A 17,231-nucleotide genomic window follows, 5' to 3' on the forward strand; every position below is an offset into this window, starting at 1 on the left:
TTGGCGCAACGTGTTTAGAGCGCCTTACGAAGCTCTTCGCCCATGGCCTGGCATCCCAGAGGTGTGCATCCCTCGGCCATCAGGTCACCGGTGCGGAAACCGCCGGCCAGCACACGGTCGACGGCCTGTTCAAGGGCATCAGCGGCGGCTTTCTGCTTGAGACCAATCCGAAGCATCATGGCCGCAGACAACACCATGGCCATGGGATTGGCCTTGTCTTCTCCGGCGATATCCGGAGCGGATCCATGCACCGGTTCAAACAGTCCCGGGCCATCGCTGCCCAGGGATGCTGAGGGGAGCATGCCGATGGAGCCGGTGAGCATGGCGGCCTCGTCACTGAGGATGTCGCCAAACAGGTTGCCGGTGAGCAGCACATCAAACTGCCGAGGTGCTCGCACCAGCTGCATGGCTGCGTTGTCCACATAAAGATGACTCACCTCCACATCGGCGTAGGAGGGGGCCATGGCATCCACCCGATCGCGCCACAGCTGGCTCACATCCAACACATTGGCTTTGTCCACAGAGCAGAGTCGCCCTCCTCGCTCCCTGGCGAGTTCAAACGCCACCCTGGCAATGCGATCCACCTCTGATGCCGAATACGTCATGGTGTTGAAACCGCGTTCCTCTCCGTCGGCTTCGACCCTCCCCTTGGGCTGACCGAAGTAGATGCCTCCGGTGAGTTCGCGCACCACCATCAGATCCACACCTTGAATCACTTCGGCCTTCAGGCTGCTGGCTTCGATCAGGGCGGGCACGATCTTCACCGGCCGGAGATTGGCAAACAGGTTCAGCCCCGACCGCAAGGCGAGAAGGCCGCTTTCAGGTCTCTTCTCCCGCGGGAGCGTGTCAAACCGCGGACTGCCGATCGCCGCCATCAGCACCGCATCCGCCGATCGGCAGGCGTCCAGAGTTTTGTCGGGCAGAGGCTCGCCGGTGGCTTCGATCGCAGCCCCTCCGATCAACTGGTCATCAAAGTCCAGCTGGAAGCCGTGGCGATCGGCCACCACTTCGAGCAGCTGGCGAGTCACTGCTGTGATTTCAGGGCCGATGCCATCACCCGGAAGCAGGACGACGCGATGGTGAGTCATGGAGCCGGGCGAGAAGGATGGTGCTGAGATTACTGATCGGCTTCGATCGATCCTCCGGTCGCTTCTGAAGACACTTGCTTCTTGAGTTCGCGCAGCTGCTTCGCCATCTCAGGCAACTTGGAGAAGGCTGCTGAGCAGCGCAACCAGAGCCGGTTGGGAATGGCTGGGTAGCCGCTGACCACCTCGCCTGCGGCCACTTCTCCATGGATCCCGCTTTTGGAGCTTGCGATGGCACGATCGCCAATCACAGCTCTGTTGGCGACGCCCACCTGGCCGGCGAGAATGACCCCATGGCCCAATTGGGCGCCACCGGCGATCCCCACCTGAGAGGCCAGGGCGCAGCCGCGGCCTGTCACCACGCCGTGGCCGATCTGCACCAGGTTGTCGATCTTTGTACCGCTGCCGATCCGGGTTTCACCGACGGAAGGCCGGTCGATCGTGCTGCCGCAGCCCACTTCAACGCCGTCTTCCAACACGACAAGGCCAGTTTGGGGCATCTTGCGCCACCCCTTGGCGGTGGGCACAAAGCCGAAGCCTTCGGATCCCACCACGGCATTGGAATGCACCACGCAGCGATCACCGATTCGGCTTCCGGGATGGAGAACAGCGTTGGCATGGAGCTCGCAGCCCTCTCCAATGTCCACATTTCCGTAGATCACCACCCCCGGATGGATCACGGTGCGTGGACCGATCCGGGTGTCATCGCCGATGCAAACCCGCGCACCGATGCTCACACCGGCGCCAAGTTGCACGCGGTCGGCAATGACCGCACTGGCGTGGATTCCCGCCTGGGGGGAGGGTTTGGGGTGCAGTTGTTCGAGGGCTTCGGCAAAGGCCAGTCGTGGGTCACCACACACCGCCCAGGCCAGCTGAAGCCGCTCGGCGAGCTCCCTGAGCTCCTGTTGATCGGGAATCAGGACGGCGCCAGCTTCACTGCTTTCCAGGCTGCCGACGAGCGCGTTTCCCTTTTCGAGAAAACTGAGTTGATCCGCCGTCGCCCGCTCCAGGGAGGCAGCACCCCGCAGCTCGGGGTCCCGGCCTTCAGACGTGGAGAGAACGCCTGCATCACCGTTCTTGAGCACGGCGATCAATTGGCTGAATCGCATGGGTTCAGGAGGCTGGCTGGCGGATCGTAGGGGTGATCAGCACCATGGCGTCACGGTGAATCACCACGGGGGAGCCTCCAAGGGTGCCGGGTTTGGTGGTTTGGTTCAGGCGAAACGCGAGTTGCTCACTGTCCATGGATGTCAGCCCACGGGCGATCTCCTGGCCATCGGGGTCGAGCACGCGCACGGCCTGATTGGCGCTGAACTGACCCTCAACAGCGGTGATTCCCACCAGAAGCAGGGAGGCACCACGTTGTCTCACGGCCCTGCAGGCACCACTGTCGATGGACAGACTTCCTGTGGGCTGGAGGGCATGGACCAACCAGCTTTTGCGGTTGCCCAGCGGTTCGGGGTGGGGATGGAAGACCGTGCCACCCCGCCCCCCCTGGAGGATCTGCCGCAGTCCCTCGGGGTTGCGTCCGTCGCCGAGATGCACGGTGATGCCGCTGGCCGTAGCGATGCGTGCCGCTGCCAATTTGGTGGTCATCCCACCGGTTCCCCAGCGGCCGCCGTCCCCGGCGCCCTCCTCCAGCTCGGCGATTTCCGAGGGATGCAGCACATCGGTGATCGGAGTGGCTGCGCTGTCACTGCGGGGGTCAGCGGTGTAGAGGCGGTCCACATCCGTGAGCAGAATCAATTCATCGGCACCCACGGCCGCAGCCACGAGCGCCGACAAGGTGTCGTTGTCGCCGAAGCGCAGCTCGGCTGATGACACCGTGTCGTTCTCATTCACCACCGGCAGTACACCCCACTGCAGCAGTTGGTGCAGGGTTGCCGAGGCGTTGTGGTAACTCCGGCGATCAGCGAGATCTGAGCGCGTCAAGAGCACCTGGGCCACCGGAACCGAGCGTTGCGCTAGGGCTTTCTCGTAAAGGCTCATCAGATGGCCTTGGCCGATGGCTGCAGCGGCTTGCAGGCCAGAAACGCTCGTGGGTCGGTGGGGCATCCCCAGGCGTTGACAGCCCAGCCCCACGGCCCCGGAGGTCACAAGAACAACCTGGTCCCCGTTGTGAATGCTCTCCGCCAGGCTGTTGGCCAGACGTGCGATCGCATCTCCCGTTGTGGCATTCGGACGTTCCCGGAGCAGGCTGGTGCCGACCTTCACAACCCTGAGCATCATCGTGCGGTGCTCCCCAGCAGCCATGCCAGGCGGCGTTCCAGGCGCTGAACGCGATCGTTCGGACAGGGGAATCCCTCCGCATTCGGCGGCCTGACGAGCACCGTGAACAGCCCCAGACGATTGCCTGCCAGGACGTCGGTGAAGACCCGATCGCCAACCATGGCGATCTGGGTGGGCGGGGTCGGCAGCCGCTCGATGATTCGGCTCATGGCTCGCCTGCGCGGCTTGGAGGCTGCGCAGGTGAAGTCAACCCCGATCTGATCGGCAACCGCCTTCACCCTTTGTCTGGAGGGGTTGTTGCTGACCAGGTGCAGATGCAGTTGCCGGGAGGCGTCATCCAGCCAGCGGCGGATGGCCGGGGGTAGCACCACATCCTTTCCGGGAAGGAGTGTGCGATCCACATCCAGGAGCAGCACCTTGATCCCCCGCCCCAGCAATGGTTCCAGTGGTAAGTGGGCCAGGGTGAGACCGGGATCCCAGTCGGGCCGCAACCAATGACGCTGCATCACTCCGGGAGGTCACGCTCGTCGAGTTCAGCCTCGATTCTGGGCTGGATCCTGTCGAAGTCCTCTCCTTCCACGAGAACGGCACAGCCGTCGTCCATGCGCGCAACAACGAAGAAGGGATCGAGGGGGATGTAGAGCCCGTATTCCTGATTCTCAACAAGGAAACTCACCAAGAGTTCATAGGTCTCGGATTCGTCGTCTCCCTCTTCATCGTCGGGGTCCTCTGGTTCGGGTTCGTCCAATTCCCCGTTCACGGTGAGCGTGACGGCCGAACGCACCAGCGTGAGGTCATGTTCCTGCAGCACGACATCAGCAACCGAGAGGATTGGCTCGCTGCTGGTGATGCTGTCGATCAGCTGGGGATCGTCACCATCGCGGAGCTTGAACAGGCACACCGGCGTGTCCACCGGCGTGAGCAGGGCATAGTCCTTGCCATCAAGAGGGATGAGCTGCTCAAGGAAACAGAGCAGGTCGCGTCCCTCGCTGTCTTTCACGAGAACGGTGGGAACTTCACCGCTAGACGATGGGCCGCTTGAACTCATGGGGACGGGTGTGGATGTGAACAGGATCCTTCATCAACCCCATTCCCGCCACGTTCATCGGGTGTCGCCTTAACCGGTTCGACATCCGGGCCCTCGGCGAGCCACTGCTCCAGCAGCAAGGCGGCGGCGGCACTGTCGAGTCGTCCGCTGCGATCTCCCTGAAGTCCGTGGCGCTCCGCTGCCGCCCAGCTGCTGCTGTGTTCATTCACAAAGGCAAGGGGAAGCCCGAGATCTCGGGCGATGCGTTGCCCATAGCGATGGCAGTGGTGAGCCTGATCGGTGCGCTGTCCCTGATCATCGAGGGGAAGACCCACCACCAGTCCCTGCACGTTGCGCTGATGGCAAAGGTTTCGCAGGTGCTGCAGATTCTGCGCATGGGAGCCACGGTGCAGAGCCGGAAGCGATGACACCGTCAGCCCCAGGGGGTCGCACCCAGCAAGACCGATGCGGCGTCGTCCGACGTCGAGACTGAGCATGGAGCGGGGTTTGGGCCTGGGATTCAACGCCTCGGTGCCAGGGTTGGGGTGGGAAGGGGTGGATGCTGCGGTTGCAGATGGCCCAGCATGGTTTCCAAGGAGCGAAGGCCCGCTGGTTCCCGTTGACTCACCCGCCGCCAGAGGCTGCGGCCCAGCAGAAGCTCCGATCCCCCCGATGTCCAGCCGAGACGTTCCAACTCGCCCTGCATGCTGTGATCGTCTTCATTCACAAGCAGTTCAAGGGGCCGGCCTCGCATCCCCCAGCGTTGGAGGATGGCACTGAACGCCGCACTGATGCGTGCATCCCAGGCGGGGCCGCGCACGAATTCATAGCGGGATGCGTCCAACCCCCAGGGACGGTTGAGGAGCCCGGCGATGGCCACCGGTTCCCGATCGACTCCTGCCATCAGCACCAGCGATCCCTGCCGGCGATCCAGGAGGTCAATCCACTGCCTGTCGATGATCTGGCGGTGTTGAGGACTGATACTGCTCTGTTCAAGGGAGAGCAACGGCTTCACGTTGCTGCGCGAGACCGGCATCCATTGGATGCCTTCAGGGCATGCCAGGGATGGCTGCTCTGAAGGGGCTGAGGACGTCTCGGGGGCCCTCCAGATGCGGCGTTGCAGCAAGGGTTGAAAGCCAGACTCACGCAAGACATCCAGCGTGATGCGATCCAAAGGGTCGCAGCGCACCAACCAGCTGGGCGATTGAGCGACCGGATCCTTCATCGCACCCTGAATCAGCAGTTGCAGGGCCTGTGAGCGGCTGAAACGCTCAGGGTTTCGCACTTGAAGAAGATCGAGCTGCCAGCAGGTTGAGCGGCGATTGCCGGGGCGCAGCAGCGCCAGCGCCAGGAGTTGGTCTTGTTGGCTGGAGGAGGTTTCAAGCAGCGTCAGCACCCGGAGTGTGCGGGTGGTGAGCGGCGAGCGAATCAATCCACCCAAGCCACTCACCCAGTTCTGCACCAACAGGGTTTGAAGCGTGGATGGCGGCAGCACTGCCTGGTGCTCTCCACCCTGGGGATAGCTGGTGACGTGAGCCGCCTTCAGTGGTTCGATCCGAAGCCGAAATCCCGCTGACTGTCCCACCGCAGGCCTCCTGCTTCATCCAAATGTATCGCCGCGGTTCTCCCTTTGTGTTCAAGCAGGGCGGACCAACACCAGTGGGGTGCGCTCGTTGGCATTGCCAGCGGGATTCGGTTTGAGTGCGCGCTGAAGCAGGTCTTCATTGCATCCACGGCTCGACGCCAGCACCTTCACGCGTCCGAGATCATTCACATCCACGATGGCCACGGAAACGCCGAGGGCTGCCGCTGCTTGATCACAAAGCTGTTCCGGATCCTGGGGTCCGAGAACGATCGTTTGGTCGTAAGGAGGCGTCGTACCGGTGATGTCATCAATCAAGCGGGCCTGGTCTCCAGCCAGCCGATAGAACCAGCCCCGCTGGCCAAGCGGTTTGAGCAGGGAACCGACCAGCCAGGCCAGCAACACCCGGGTCGGCCCCACCTGGTTGATCAGGGTCTGCAGCCCGCAGGCGGTGGCCAGGCTGCTGGTGGGGTGAAACACGCGACAGAGCAGGCGGGCCAGCCATCCCGGATTGATCGTGGAGGGATGGGCATAACGCCCCTGGATCACGGCCACCGGTGTTTCACCGATCGTGAGGATGTCGCCCTTCTGAAGCAGATCAGCGCTGTAGTGACGCAAGACCTCGATGCAGTCGTCGAGAGGTCCGAGCAGGTGGGTCTTCAACGGCAGCACCGAGCATTGATCCCCCGATCGGAACTCAGCCTGAGCGGCCGTCGTCACGGCTGGTCGGCGCAGCGGCACCACCACCCCCTGGCGACGGCTCAAGCGTCCGAACGGTCCGTAGTTCACCCAGTGCACATCCACCCAGACCGTGTCCACACGCTCACCAACCGGTGCCGGTGCAGTCCCGCTCAGGGTGATCGCCACGTGCACCCTGGTGCTCTTGTGACCCTTCACGATGTACGCCGGCCAATAGCCATCGGCCCTTGTCTCTTCATCGGGATGGTGCGGTGTGATCCGGGTGGAGGTCACGATGTCGCGCAGATCGGCACTGCCGATCAGGGTGGGTTGAACCTCAAGTTCCGGAACCATCACTTCCATGCGCCCGTGAGGATTGCTGATGTCCAGCCACCCTTCCATTTCCAGAGATGCTCCGTTCTGGGTCGCAGACCAGTCGCTCTGGCGTAGCTCCAGGGGGGACGCGGGCCAGAGTCGATGCCGTGCTTCGATCCAAGCGATTGCTAGCCCCAGCAGCAGGAGAATCAGCAGGAGGCATTCCATGGAATCGCCGGTCCAGAACCGGAAGCAGTGGCGCGCAGCGTAAGGCGTCTGAGCCGAGAGCTCAGCGGGAGATCACCTCGGTGTTGAGCTCGTTGAAACTCAGCGTTGTGCTTCCTCCTGTGGGGGCGGGGATTCCGGTCGCAGCACTGATCGCTGCATTGATCTCTTCGAGCGGCACCTGTCCCACGGAATCGAGAAGCACGGATCCGCTGCCGTCGAGCACCACCACCTGAGGCACGATCCCTTTCCAATAGTGGGCAGGGTCGGTCTGTCCTTGATCGCCGCGATCCTGCAGGGCATCGGTGGTGAGGGGAAGCAGGTCCACGCTGTTGCCCCAGAGGCGCTGAAGTTCCGACACGGATGAGGAGAACACCTTGCTGGTGCTGCTGTCATCGAGGTAGTAGACCAGCACGCTGGTTCGGCCTGCTGCCTGGGATTCGGCCAGGGTTGTGGCCGGCGGAACCAGAGAGCCATTGCCTGCGTACAGAGCAAAAATATTGCCGTCATAACTGTCGGTGTCCCTGGCGGCCTCTCCAGGAAGGGCGATCAGAACCAGAGCAAGAACCAGCGAAAGGCAGCGAAGCAGAAACCCAGCCATGGTTCAGCACGAAAGACGAGCATTCTGAACCCTTCTCCATGCAAGGCGTCAGCTCTGCACTCAGCTGCGCCCGAAGCTGCGCCCCATCCCCTGGGCAATGCCCCTGCCGATGAGCCCGATCGCGCGACCGACCACCTGGGTGAGAATGACCACCATCAGATCACCGAACCGTTTCACCAGACTCTGCACCTGAGGAGCGATGGCATCGCGCGCTTCGACCAGAAGCGCGACCTGCTGTTGCCACCATTGCAGCGTTTTCAGTTCCTCATCTCTTGTTTCGGTGAGCAGCAGGGGTTCGATCTGGCCTGCGTGCAGTCTGTACAGCAATCGCCGACTTTCATACAGGCGGATCGGTCGTTCAATCCACTCCTGCCAACGGGACTGGCTGTTGAGCTGGTTGCGCAGCCGCTCCAGTTCGCGGGTGGAAATCAACGCTTGATCCAGCAGGTAACGGCGCAGTTCAGGCCACTCACCGCAGACACCCAGCAACTCGCCACCGATCAATTCCGCTGTGCGCACGAGCCAGTTGCTGATGAGCGTTTCGAGTTGAAGCAAGGCTCTGGGATCGTCAGCGGGAAGCAGCTGTCCGTCGACCAGAACGGGTTGGTCCTGCACCAACGCCGCGAGCATGGTCATGGGGTCGGGAAGTTCCTCATCGCCTCGCAAGAGGTCGGTGCGTTGCAGCAGCTCATCGGCCACCGGTTGCATGGCATCGCCAAGCGGCAAGCGCACGTAGCTTCCTGCCACGCTGCGCAATGCCTGCTCGCGGACCTCTGGCTGCAGAGCATTCCAGCGCGTTTTCAGGTCCTGCTGGCCCGATGGGGCTGAAGGGTCGTCCTGGCGCAGGCGCAGCAGCACGGCGTGCAATTGTTTGAGCAGGGCGAGGAGCAGGTCGCGGCGACGCTCTGGATGCAGACCCTCGATCGCGAGCAATTGGCCGGTGCCATTGCCCAGGCCTCCGCTGACGGCTGTTTGTAAACGGTCTTGGATGGCCTCCCACACCGCTTCGCTGTTGCGTTCCCTCAGGCTGAGACTGATGCTCTCTTTGGGTTCTGAAAGGGAAACGGCATCATCGAGCCCCACTTGAAGAGGCCCCCAGAGCCACAGCAGCAGATTGCGTGCACTGAGCAATTCCCGCCGGCGTCCCTCGAGCAGCAAACGCAAAAGCGACTGGTCGGGTGGCGGATTCAAGAGGGCTTCGATCACCTGCAGATCGGCACTGATCTGCTGCAGACCGCTCAGCAGCAGCCAACTGGCAACACCAACAGGCTGGCCTGGATGCTCAGCCGCCGAAGCGCGGGATTCGAATGTGAGCACCCGGCCCCCCTGCAACAGGCGATGGATGGCGGTTCGCAAACCCTCCAGATCGGGATCCTGAAGAATTCCCTCACAGTTCAAAGCCAAAAGCTCCCGGGGATCACGGCTGAAATCCGAGGGGAGAAGGAGCAGGATCGGAGCTGGAGTCCAGCGTTGTTGGAGCTGGAGAATCTCCCGATCAAGCAGCAAGGACTGGCTGCGGCTGGGGAGCGACCAAATCACCAGATCAGGATGGCCTTCGAGAGCTTCGCTGCTGCGCCGAATGCTCAGGGGATGCTCAGCCGTTGAAAGTTCAGCAGCCAGGCTTTCACCGAGAAGGTCGGGAGCGAAAAGCAGAATCTCCCTGGCCTGAACGTTCACAGTGGTCAGCTCGATTGCCTACAGGCGTCAAGGTAACGGTCCTTCTCAGGATCCTCCAGTGCCGCCTCCGCGCCGGCCACTGAGCTGAAGCGTGTAGGTCTCGATCGTGTAACCGGTGCGCTGTTCAATCTCCTGGAGCAGGTCGAGGGGAAGTTCAACGTCGAGATCTTCAATCGCGCCGCTGTCCAGGCACGTGATGTGGCTGTGGGGGTCGTTGCGATAGCCGTAAAGACGACCACTGGCACGGTCGAGACATTCGATCACCCCAGCGCTCTGCAAGGCCTCGAGATTTTGATAAACCGACGTGTGGCCAATGCTCCGACCGCGCTGGTTCAATTTTTCAAATATATCCCTCGCACTGAGATGGGTGCCCTCGCTCCAGAGCAGATCCAGCACCATGCGGCGTTGCCGGCTCAAGCGCATGCCGAGCGTTCGACACTGCTCGAATGCCTGCTGAAGGCTCCTGCGTCTGCCTCCGTCTTGAGTGAGGGGTGGCACGAAAGCAGACTCCACAGCGGTAGTCGGAATCACTTCACATTAAATCTCTCCTGGGGAGGCCGCATCGTGTCAAGCGAAATCCTGCAGCAGGTCTGATGGCGGGTCTTGAAGCCGGCTTTCGGCCAGCGCTTTGCGTGCTTCGCCCAGATCAATGCGTCCGTCGTAGAGCGCACGGCCAACGATGACGGCCTCGACTCCGAGGGGCTCCAACGTGAGCAGGGCCAGGAGATCGCCCAAGCATCCCACCCCACCGGAGGCAATCACGGGGACGGAACTGGCTTCTGCCATCTCGCGCAGGGCCTGGAGGTTCGGTCCCTCCAAGGTGCCGTCGGTGCTGATGTCGGTGCTAATGATCCCTGCGATGGCCGAGGCGCTGAAGCGCTGAGCCAGCGCGGTGGCCTCCGTGTTGCTGTCCTCGATCCATCCCTTGGTGGCCACCTTCCCGTGGCGAGCATCGATTCCCACCACAACCCGTCCGGGATGGCGATCGGCCAGCTCCACCACCAGCTGGGGCTGCTCCAGCGCCACGGTGCCGAGGATCACCCTGTCGAGACCACAGGCCAGCAAGGTGTCCGCCCGCTCCGCCGTGCGCACACCTCCACCGAGTTGCACGGGAATCGTGAGGGCGGACGTGATCGCACGGATGGCGCTGTCGTTGGCGGGTTCCCCTGTGCGGGCTCCATCGAGATCGACCAGATGCAACCGCTCCGCTCCCTGCTCCTGCCATTGCAAGGCCTGGGCCACAGGGTCATCACTGAAGCGTGTGACCTTGTCGTAATCACCTTGATGCAGACGAACGCAGCTGCCCCCCAGCAGATCGATGGCGGGAATGATCTGCATGGTCGACGGGGGAAACAACCCCCATCCTGCATGGCTGGGTTGAGCACGCTTCAATGGCTGCCGATCCGCTGGACTGACTGTGCAAATCCTGTTGATGGGTGGGACCCGCTTCGTTGGGAAACCCCTCGTGAGCCGCCTTTTGCAACAAGGTCACCAGCTCACCCTGTTCACCCGCGGCCGGCAGCCCCTGCCTGAGGGGGTGGAGTCCTGCATTGGTGATCGCCAGGACGCCGCCGCCCTGGAGCAGCTTCGGGGTCGCCGCTTCGAGGTGGTGATCGACAGCTCCGGTCGCACCCTGGCTGACAGCCAAAAGGTGATTGAACGCACTGGAGCTCCCTCCCACCGTTTCCTCTACGTGAGCTCCGCCGGTGTTTACGCCGGCAGCGACACCTGGCCACTGGATGAGCAGAGCCCCCTGGATCCGCAGAGTCGTCATGCCGGCAAGGCTGAAACCGAAGCTTGGCTGATGCGTGAGGGGATTCCCTTCACGAGTTTCAGGCCCACTTACATCGTTGGACCCGGTAACTACAACCCGGTGGAGCGTTGGTTTTTCGATCGCATCGTGAACCAGCGCCCGGTTCCGCTCCCTGGTGATGGAACCACAATCACCCAGGTTGGCCATGTGGAGGATCTGGCTGAGGCCATGGCCCGCAGTCTTGAGGTGGATGCCGCCTGCAACCGCATCTACAACTGTTCGTCCCACCGCGGAATCACTTTTCGAGGCCTGATTGCTGCGGCCGCCAAGGCCTGTGGCCGCGAGCTCGCTGATCTGGATCTGCGCTCGTTCGACCCCAGTGGTCTCGATCCGAAAGCGCGCAAGGCGTTCCCCCTGCGGCTCAGTCACTTTCTGACCGATGTCTCCAGGGTGGAGCGCGAATTGGCCTGGATGCCCCGTTTTGATGCGGCCACGGCGATGGCGGACAGTTTTCAACGGGATTACCAGCTGAACCCCACGCCCAGTCCGGATTTCAGCGGCGACGAGGCCCTGTTTTCCCAGGGTTGATGTAAGCCAGCCCAGACCAGAGGGCCAGCCCAAGGGCTGGCCAATACAGGCTCCAGCCCAGCTGATGCAAGCCCGCAACCACTGAATCGACCCCCCACGTTGGCGGCCAGATCAGCAGAAACAGGCTGAGGAACTGCAGGGTGGTTTTTGTTTTTCCAAGCCAGGACGCCGGCGCTCCGCTCTGGCTTGCTGAGCGCCAACCGGAAATCAGGAGTTCCCTGGCCATCAGCAGCCAGACCGACCAAAGGGGCAGCACCTGCTCGGCGGCGAGCCAGATCAAGGGGGCACTGATCAGCAGTTTGTCCGCCAGGGGATCGAGCCTCGCTCCCCAGCTGCTGCCACCGTCGGCTTTGCGAGCCATCCAGCCATCAGCCCAGTCACTGAGAGCACCGAGGAGGAGCAGGATCCATGCTGTGGAGAACTGTTCGGCGGCAAGTGCCAGCAGCACAGGGGCTCCAAGAACAGCACGGAGAAGCGTGAGTCGATCCGCCCAGGATCGCCATGGAGAGACCAAGGCTCAGAATGCGTGCAGTTGATTAGGTCCCATGGTGCTCCAGCAGACGGTCGGGGAGGTGATGTCCGCTCCGGTGCTGACCGTCACCCCAGAGACGCCGCTGAAGGATGCCGTGACCCTGTTGAGTGATCACCACATCAGCGGTGTGCCTGTGGTTGGTGATGACGGCACGCTTGTGGGCGAACTCACCGAACAGAACCTGATGGTGCGGGAGAGCGGGGTGGATGCCGGGCCTTACGTGATGCTTCTCGATAGCGTGATCTACCTGCGCAATCCGCTCAACTGGGACAAGCAGGTTCACCAGGTGCTGGGCAACACGGTGGCCGACCTCATGAGTCGTGACAGCCATTCCTGTGCCCAGTCCCTGCCATTGCCAAAAGCGGCATCGATGCTCCACGAGAAGGGAACGCAGCGATTGATCGTGATCGATGATGAGCGCCGGCCCGTTGGCATGCTCACCCGCGGTGATGTAGTGAGAGCCTTGGCGTCCGCCCAGCCCTAGAGCTGGGCCAGGGGCTGGATGCGGATGGCGATCGGCTTGATCAGCCTGAACTCCACCATGTCGCCCACCTTGAGGTCAGCGAACACCTCGTCCTCGAGTTCAGGACGAATATCGAGTTTGTGGATCTTTCCGAGAGGGCCGCGCAGGGTCACTTTGTGATCGGTGCGCGACAGCCGAACCACTTCTGCGGTTCCGGTTGCCATGGCGACCCGAGTCCCTGAAGGGAGCGGACCGAAGGCGTTGCCGAGCCGGCGATCTTCCCGCTGGAAGCTGAGCGTGGTCTGGTTCGAGGGCCTGAGATCCACCACCAGGCCTTGGAGAAGCTCGATGGAGACCTGATCTCCAGGTTTGAGGCCCGCAGCTGTGGGATCGATGGCACTGGTCAGCAGGCTGGTGTGCCCCTGGGCGCCCTTCACCTCGAGCACTTTCTGTCCGGGAACGATCCGTTGAATCGTGGCCTTCAGCTGAGCCAGTTCGAAGGCTTCAAGCAGTTCGCTCTTGAGGGCCGCGCCGTCATCGATCACGGTGCTGACCATCGGTGCCTGACCGTTGACTCTGTAGCTCTGGGCCGCGGCTTGCGACGCAGGCAGTTTCTGCACATCGATGGCCAGGGGCTGGATCAGCCGGAAGTCCACGGTGTCTCCAACCTTGAGGCGGTCAAAGGGATTCACTCCCGGAGTGGGAACAACATCAAGGTTGTTGATTCCGCCGAGAGGTCCCAGCAGATCAATGGAGTTGTCCTTGGCATCAATGCGGATCACCCGGCCGGTCCCCGAGGCCAGGGCCACGCGCATGCCCTTTTTGAGCCTGCCCATATCCATGGGCAGGATGATGTCTTCGCGGTTGAAGCTCAAATCTTTGCTGGAACTGGGTTCCAGCTCCACCACCAGGCCATCGAGGATGGAGAGGCTGACTTCATCCCCCGCTTTCAGACCCAGGGGCGCGAGATCCATGCCCACCGTCAGAATCTCTTTGTGACCGTGAGGGTCGATCACCTCGATCACCTTTTCTTTAGGGAGCGCGGTGGTCACCGTGGCCCGCATTTCGGTGACCTCAAACGCAGCCAGCTCTTCAGGTGAGAACCCGGCGTGAGCGCCGGGAGTGAGCAAAGCCGTGAGTCCAAGGCTGGCGCCGATCACACCGCGCAAAGGTCCGCAGCGGAGCAGGGATCGGAGAGCGGAAGTGGGGGACACGGAAGGCGGTGGTAAGTGGGGAGACGCTAGCCCGACCCGATCTGGGTCACAATGACGCGCAAACGAGAGTTCCGTCATGTCCATCCCTTCCTGGCGCATCGCCCTGCCGGCGGGAATGGCCCTGTTGTCCTTGGGACTGGCTCCGATGCAGGCGCGGGCGGAAAAAACCATTGAGATCAGCCTCAAACAGAGATATCTCACCCTTCTCGACAACGGCAAAGTTGTGGAGCGCTTCCCCGTTGCCATCGGGGCTCCAGAATCGCCGACCCCTTCCGGCAGTTACGCGATTACGCGCAAAGAGGAGGCACCGGTGTATCACAAGGGCGGCAAGGTCATCGCGCCTGGACCCAAGAATCCAGTGGGTGTTCGCTACATGGCTTATTTCCAGATCGGCTCTGGCGAATACGCGATTCACGGCACCGCCTGGCCGAACTGGGTGAAGCTGCGGGCTGCCGTCAGCCTGGGGTGCATCCGCATGCTCAACAAAGATGTCGTCACCCTCTTCAAGCAAGTGGATGTCGGCACTCCCGTGGTCGTGACCTCCAACTGAATTTCAGCCATTCCGCCATGTTCAACCGTTTGCTTCCCTCGCTGCTGATCACAGGCTGTGCCGCGTTGACTGCGTCGCCAACTGTGGCCTCTGCGCTGAAGGAGATGCCGGAACAGAAGTTTCTCGATCAGGTCGAGGGCCCCGGTCACGTTCTGATCACGGCCAAAGGGGTGGAGGCTGTGAATGCGGAAGCGCGTCGCCAAGGACTGCGTTTCCCTGCGATCGGCTACTGGTCACCAGACAATGTGTGCTTCTCCAAGCCGCCTCGTGGGGACTGCAACGGCATCTTCCGCCGCTGATTTCAGGGCAGAGGTGGGGGTAACAGCGGTGGAGGCGGTGCTCCCACAAACGTTTCCGCTGCATCGTTGTTGCTGTCATCAGCATCCGTCGGGACAGGTGCCGATGCGCTTTCAGCCGGAGTGGTGGGGAGCTCCTCCTGCAATCGGGGCTCAATCACCTCAGGTGGGGGCAGATCGGGGGGCAGACCCGTGTCGATCGGCGGCAGCGTCGGCTCCAGTGGTGCTGAACGCTCATTTCCGCCTGGTTGTTCGAGCAGCACGAGTGGATCCGCAGTGATTGGCGGTTCCGGAAGGGGTGAACGTGTGCCGATCCCGGGTGAGGCAGGTGGCGCCGTGTCGGACTCACGGGAGGACGGTTTCGGCGTCCAGATCATGCGGGCGATCGGTTCCACACCCTGTTCCATCACACGATTGAGCCCGGCCAAGGCGCGGTCAGCCAAACGCGTCCCTGCCATCCGCGCACAGTCGACAGGGCCGTCGCAGGATGCCTGGGATTGCAGACGCTCTGAGAGGTTGGCGACCAGTCCGCCCTGCAGTTGATTGCGTCGCTCGCTGAGGCGAAGGAGGTAGGGAACGTGCACGAAACTGGTCGCTCCGCCGCTGATCCAGTTGGCATCTTCTTCGGTGAATCCCTTCACGCCTGGAATGATCAGGCGGCTCTTGGAAGCATGGTCGGGCATGTAAGCCGCGACTAAGCCCCGTCGCCGTGCGAGTTCTTTCGTCTGCTCCAGGGTGAGGCCGTCCTTGCTCATCAGCATCTCCAGCCTTCCGTCGCTGCGCAGGCCGAAGATCATTCGGATCCGCGGCAGGTAATAACGGATTCTTTGCCCCATGCTGATGCTGTAAGCGCCTTTGTAGCTCTCGGGGGGGGTCTCAAGATCGTTGTAGATGCTGTGCAGTCCGCCGATGAACATGTCGTAGGTCTGCTCGCGTTCAGGGGTCAGTTCCCCGTAGCCAAAGTCCACGCGGCCGTCGTCTCGGATTCCAACGAAAGCCCTTTGGCGGGACGCTGTGCGGTTTCGACCTCTCCAGATGCGTTGACCGAACTTCAGGTCCCCCAGGGGAACGGTGATCTCCTGACCGCCGTTATCGATGTGTCGCTCATACATCGGCCCGGACACATAAGCCAGTGCGGCCGAGTCCTCGAATGCATCCTGTTCGCGATCCCAGCCCTCGAGGAGTCCCAGCCTGACTTTGCGCGGGTCGAAATCAAGGGCATACACCTCATCATCGGGTTGATAGCGGAAGGGACCGAGCGCATCTCCCTTGAGCTGTTGGTCCGTGCGGGGTGTGGGCTCAGGCTTGGGTGTGCCGGGTGCGAGTGCCAGCAATCCTGCGAAGACGACGACCGGAAAGCCAAGAATCAGCCAGCGTTTGCGCACCCCCAACCCTCTGCGTCGTCGCGGACGCCTCCGACGTTTCTGGTCGGTCGTGGGCGCAGGCTTCCGCTTCACCGGGCGTGCCGTCGCTTTCCTTTTTGGGGTTCGGGAGTGAGCCACGGAACGATGGCGCCCTCAGCCACCAGCCATTTGCGGTAACGGTGACCGCAGTCATGCCCTCCCGTCAACTCTCCAAAGGCAGGAATCAGCATTCGTTGCTCGAGTTCGTCGTAGGCAAAACATGGAAGTCGCAGGCGATCGGCACCCTGGCGCAGTGTCGTTGCCGGATGAATATGACCGCAGAGATTGAGCAGGTTGGCCGAGTCTGGGCCGCGTTCAGGTTCGTGGCTGAGCCAGAGACTGCCCAGACGGAATGAGGGGTTGCGGGGAAGCACCGGCAATCGCAGGTCTCGGTCGTGATTGCCCCCAACCAGAATGATCTGAGCGCCAAGCTGTTCAGGCAGCGTGGCGAGGTCGTGCAGCAACCGGGCGGTGAGCCCCTGGCGACCGTGGATCAGGTCGCCCAAGATGATCACCCTCTCGGGTTTGCAGGAGCTGCAAACCTGCGCGAGACGGCTCAGGGTTCCGCGATCCTCATCACTCGGCAGTGGAATCCCAAAGGCCTGAAACACCTCCGCCTTGCCGAGGTGAAGATCGGCTACCAGCAGGTCTCGGCTCGCCTCTCTCCAGATCGCCCGATCGGGAAGCAGCACCAGGTGCTCCTCCCGCCAACGCCAACCGCAGCCGCCCATCGGAAACGCCGAATTCGTCTCTGTAGCGTCGATGGCAGCCAAAGAATCCCTCCTTCGTGCAATGTCATTGCATTGTGGGTCGGTCGAATGGCAAGCGCTTCCCAACCCCTGGCTCCTGCGGGAGAAACTCTGTACTGGCTCCAGCGCCGGCTGATGTCCCTTGAGCGGCAAGAGCGCTTCGAATGTGCCTATGCGCTGCGGATGGAGGTGGCGGAGTGGATTCTCGGGGCTGAAGATGGCAACCTCAGGGTTCCACGCTTCCCTGAGCCTCAATGACCCTCG

Annotated in this window: 21 protein-coding genes; 5 read left to right on the plus strand and 16 right to left on the minus strand. The window is 62.2% G+C overall.

The window, feature by feature from the left end; all coding sequences use genetic code 11:
• Window positions 1-14: 14 nt before the first annotated feature.
• From leuB to hisA, 12 genes are all read right to left on the minus strand, one after another.
• Window positions 15-1,088, minus strand: coding sequence for a 3-isopropylmalate dehydrogenase (gene leuB, locus SynBMKMC1_RS06580; RefSeq protein WP_186473149.1), 1,074 nt, complete (start codon window positions 1,086-1,088; stop codon window positions 15-17).
• Window positions 1,089-1,117: 29 nt separating this feature from the next.
• On the minus strand, window positions 1,118-2,194 hold the full coding sequence (lpxD, locus tag SynBMKMC1_RS06585) for a UDP-3-O-(3-hydroxymyristoyl)glucosamine N-acyltransferase (protein WP_011933061.1): 1,077 nt from the start codon (window positions 2,192-2,194) through the stop codon (window positions 1,118-1,120).
• A 4-nt stretch (window positions 2,195-2,198) separates the two neighbouring features.
• Window positions 2,199-3,314 (minus strand): glutamate 5-kinase, encoded by a 1,116-nt coding sequence (proB, locus tag SynBMKMC1_RS06590; RefSeq protein ID WP_186473358.1) that lies wholly within the window; start codon window positions 3,312-3,314, stop codon window positions 2,199-2,201.
• On the minus strand, window positions 3,311-3,820 hold the full coding sequence (locus SynBMKMC1_RS06595; RefSeq protein ID WP_186473150.1) for a YqeG family HAD IIIA-type phosphatase: 510 nt from the start codon (window positions 3,818-3,820) through the stop codon (window positions 3,311-3,313). The genes proB and SynBMKMC1_RS06595 overlap by 4 nt, the downstream gene beginning before the upstream one ends.
• Window positions 3,820-4,362, minus strand: a complete 543-nt coding sequence (locus SynBMKMC1_RS06600; RefSeq protein ID WP_011933064.1) for a DUF3727 domain-containing protein — start codon at window positions 4,360-4,362, stop codon at window positions 3,820-3,822. The genes SynBMKMC1_RS06595 and SynBMKMC1_RS06600 overlap by 1 nt, the downstream gene beginning before the upstream one ends.
• Window positions 4,359-4,838: a Holliday junction resolvase RuvX gene (gene ruvX / locus SynBMKMC1_RS06605; RefSeq protein WP_186473151.1), complete on the minus strand. Its 480-nt coding sequence runs from the start codon at window positions 4,836-4,838 to the stop codon at window positions 4,359-4,361. Before ruvX ends, SynBMKMC1_RS06600 begins: the two co-directional genes overlap by 4 nt.
• A gap of 23 nt (window positions 4,839-4,861) precedes the next feature.
• Window positions 4,862-5,926, minus strand: a complete 1,065-nt coding sequence (locus tag SynBMKMC1_RS06610; protein WP_186473152.1) for a hypothetical protein — start codon at window positions 5,924-5,926, stop codon at window positions 4,862-4,864.
• 51 nt (window positions 5,927-5,977) lie between these two features.
• Window positions 5,978-7,144, minus strand: a complete 1,167-nt coding sequence (locus tag SynBMKMC1_RS06615) for a F420-0:Gamma-glutamyl ligase (RefSeq protein WP_186473153.1) — start codon at window positions 7,142-7,144, stop codon at window positions 5,978-5,980.
• Window positions 7,145-7,205: 61 nt separating this feature from the next.
• Entirely contained in the window at window positions 7,206-7,742 is a 537-nt protein-coding gene (locus tag SynBMKMC1_RS06620) for a thylakoid membrane photosystem I accumulation factor (RefSeq protein WP_186473154.1), read from the minus strand.
• Between the two features lie 60 nt (window positions 7,743-7,802).
• Entirely contained in the window at window positions 7,803-9,419 is a 1,617-nt protein-coding gene (locus SynBMKMC1_RS06625; protein ID WP_186473155.1) for a DUF3685 domain-containing protein, read from the minus strand.
• A gap of 45 nt (window positions 9,420-9,464) precedes the next feature.
• Window positions 9,465-9,842, minus strand: coding sequence for a Fur family transcriptional regulator (locus SynBMKMC1_RS06630; protein ID WP_255486381.1), 378 nt, complete (start codon window positions 9,840-9,842; stop codon window positions 9,465-9,467).
• 144 nt (window positions 9,843-9,986) lie between these two features.
• Window positions 9,987-10,757 carry a 1-(5-phosphoribosyl)-5-[(5-phosphoribosylamino)methylideneamino]imidazole-4-carboxamide isomerase gene (hisA, locus tag SynBMKMC1_RS06635; RefSeq protein ID WP_186473156.1) on the minus strand — a complete coding sequence of 257 codons (771 nt, stop codon included), beginning with the start codon at window positions 10,755-10,757 and terminating at the stop codon, window positions 9,987-9,989.
• A 79-nt stretch (window positions 10,758-10,836) separates the two neighbouring features.
• On the opposite strand from hisA, the gene SynBMKMC1_RS06640 reads away from it, so the two are divergent.
• Window positions 10,837-11,760, plus strand: coding sequence for an NAD-dependent epimerase/dehydratase family protein (locus SynBMKMC1_RS06640; protein WP_186473157.1), 924 nt, complete (start codon window positions 10,837-10,839; stop codon window positions 11,758-11,760).
• Here SynBMKMC1_RS06640 and pgsA read toward each other — a convergent pair.
• Window positions 11,726-12,274, minus strand: coding sequence for a CDP-diacylglycerol--glycerol-3-phosphate 3-phosphatidyltransferase (pgsA, locus tag SynBMKMC1_RS06645; protein WP_011933073.1), 549 nt, complete (start codon window positions 12,272-12,274; stop codon window positions 11,726-11,728). The genes SynBMKMC1_RS06640 and pgsA overlap by 35 nt on opposite strands.
• 31 nt (window positions 12,275-12,305) lie before the next feature.
• On the opposite strand from pgsA, the gene SynBMKMC1_RS06650 reads away from it, so the two are divergent.
• On the plus strand, window positions 12,306-12,776 hold the full coding sequence (locus SynBMKMC1_RS06650; RefSeq protein WP_186473158.1) for a CBS domain-containing protein: 471 nt from the start codon (window positions 12,306-12,308) through the stop codon (window positions 12,774-12,776).
• On the opposite strand, the gene SynBMKMC1_RS06655 is transcribed toward SynBMKMC1_RS06650, so the two are convergent.
• Window positions 12,773-13,969 carry a hypothetical protein gene (locus SynBMKMC1_RS06655; protein ID WP_186473159.1) on the minus strand — a complete coding sequence of 399 codons (1,197 nt, stop codon included), beginning with the start codon at window positions 13,967-13,969 and terminating at the stop codon, window positions 12,773-12,775. The genes SynBMKMC1_RS06650 and SynBMKMC1_RS06655 overlap by 4 nt on opposite strands.
• 76 nt (window positions 13,970-14,045) lie before the next feature.
• Here SynBMKMC1_RS06655 and SynBMKMC1_RS06660 point away from each other — a divergent pair, with 76 nt between their 5' ends.
• Both SynBMKMC1_RS06660 and SynBMKMC1_RS06665 read left to right on the plus strand, forming a co-directional pair.
• Window positions 14,046-14,519, plus strand: a complete 474-nt coding sequence (locus SynBMKMC1_RS06660; RefSeq protein WP_011933076.1) for a L,D-transpeptidase — start codon at window positions 14,046-14,048, stop codon at window positions 14,517-14,519.
• 17 nt (window positions 14,520-14,536) lie between these two features.
• Complete coding sequence (locus SynBMKMC1_RS06665; protein ID WP_186473160.1) at window positions 14,537-14,818, plus strand: hypothetical protein; 282 nt, start codon at window positions 14,537-14,539, stop codon at window positions 14,816-14,818.
• Between the two features lie 2 nt (window positions 14,819-14,820).
• Here the strand turns inward: SynBMKMC1_RS06665 and SynBMKMC1_RS06670 are convergent, their stop codons facing one another.
• Together SynBMKMC1_RS06670 and pdeM are read right to left on the minus strand one after the other, a co-directional pair.
• Window positions 14,821-16,206: a hypothetical protein gene (locus SynBMKMC1_RS06670; protein ID WP_186473161.1), complete on the minus strand. Its 1,386-nt coding sequence runs from the start codon at window positions 16,204-16,206 to the stop codon at window positions 14,821-14,823.
• Window positions 16,207-16,268: 62 nt separating this feature from the next.
• Window positions 16,269-16,949 (minus strand): ligase-associated DNA damage response endonuclease PdeM, encoded by a 681-nt coding sequence (gene pdeM / locus SynBMKMC1_RS06675; protein ID WP_186473359.1) that lies wholly within the window; start codon window positions 16,947-16,949, stop codon window positions 16,269-16,271.
• An 87-nt stretch (window positions 16,950-17,036) separates the two neighbouring features.
• Here pdeM and SynBMKMC1_RS06680 point away from each other — a divergent pair, with 87 nt between their 5' ends.
• Window positions 17,037-17,225 (plus strand): hypothetical protein, encoded by a 189-nt coding sequence (locus SynBMKMC1_RS06680; RefSeq protein ID WP_011933080.1) that lies wholly within the window; start codon window positions 17,037-17,039, stop codon window positions 17,223-17,225.
• The last annotated feature ends 6 nt before the right edge of the window (window positions 17,226-17,231 follow it).

Origin of the sequence: Synechococcus sp. BMK-MC-1 (genome assembly GCF_014279955.1) — a bacterium.
GTDB lineage: Bacteria > Cyanobacteriota > Cyanobacteriia > PCC-6307 > Cyanobiaceae > Synechococcus_C.

Coding starts and splice junctions, on each gene's coding strand:
- lpxD (WP_011933061.1), bottom strand. CDS start 2,194: ATGCGATTCAGCCAATTGATCGCCGTGCTCAAGAACGGTGATGCAGGC.
- ruvX (WP_186473151.1), bottom strand. CDS start 4,838: ATGCTCAGTCTCGACGTCGGACGACGCCGCATCGGTCTTGCTGGGTGC.
- pdeM (WP_186473359.1), bottom strand. CDS start 16,949: ATGGGCGGCTGCGGTTGGCGTTGGCGGGAGGAGCACCTGGTGCTGCTT.
- SynBMKMC1_RS06620 (WP_186473154.1), bottom strand. CDS start 7,742: ATGGCTGGGTTTCTGCTTCGCTGCCTTTCGCTGGTTCTTGCTCTGGTT.
- SynBMKMC1_RS06595 (WP_186473150.1), bottom strand. CDS start 3,820: ATGCAGCGTCATTGGTTGCGGCCCGACTGGGATCCCGGTCTCACCCTG.
- SynBMKMC1_RS06650 (WP_186473158.1), top strand. CDS start 12,306: ATGGTGCTCCAGCAGACGGTCGGGGAGGTGATGTCCGCTCCGGTGCTG.
- SynBMKMC1_RS06665 (WP_186473160.1), top strand. CDS start 14,537: ATGTTCAACCGTTTGCTTCCCTCGCTGCTGATCACAGGCTGTGCCGCG.
- leuB (WP_186473149.1), bottom strand. CDS start 1,088: ATGACTCACCATCGCGTCGTCCTGCTTCCGGGTGATGGCATCGGCCCT.
- SynBMKMC1_RS06600 (WP_011933064.1), bottom strand. CDS start 4,362: ATGAGTTCAAGCGGCCCATCGTCTAGCGGTGAAGTTCCCACCGTTCTC.
- SynBMKMC1_RS06615 (WP_186473153.1), bottom strand. CDS start 7,144: ATGGAATGCCTCCTGCTGATTCTCCTGCTGCTGGGGCTAGCAATCGCT.
- hisA (WP_186473156.1), bottom strand. CDS start 10,757: ATGCAGATCATTCCCGCCATCGATCTGCTGGGGGGCAGCTGCGTTCGT.
- SynBMKMC1_RS06660 (WP_011933076.1), top strand. CDS start 14,046: ATGTCCATCCCTTCCTGGCGCATCGCCCTGCCGGCGGGAATGGCCCTG.
- SynBMKMC1_RS06630 (WP_255486381.1), bottom strand. CDS start 9,842: ATGCGCTTGAGCCGGCAACGCCGCATGGTGCTGGATCTGCTCTGGAGC.
- SynBMKMC1_RS06680 (WP_011933080.1), top strand. CDS start 17,037: ATGGCAAGCGCTTCCCAACCCCTGGCTCCTGCGGGAGAAACTCTGTAC.
- proB (WP_186473358.1), bottom strand. CDS start 3,314: ATGATGCTCAGGGTTGTGAAGGTCGGCACCAGCCTGCTCCGGGAACGT.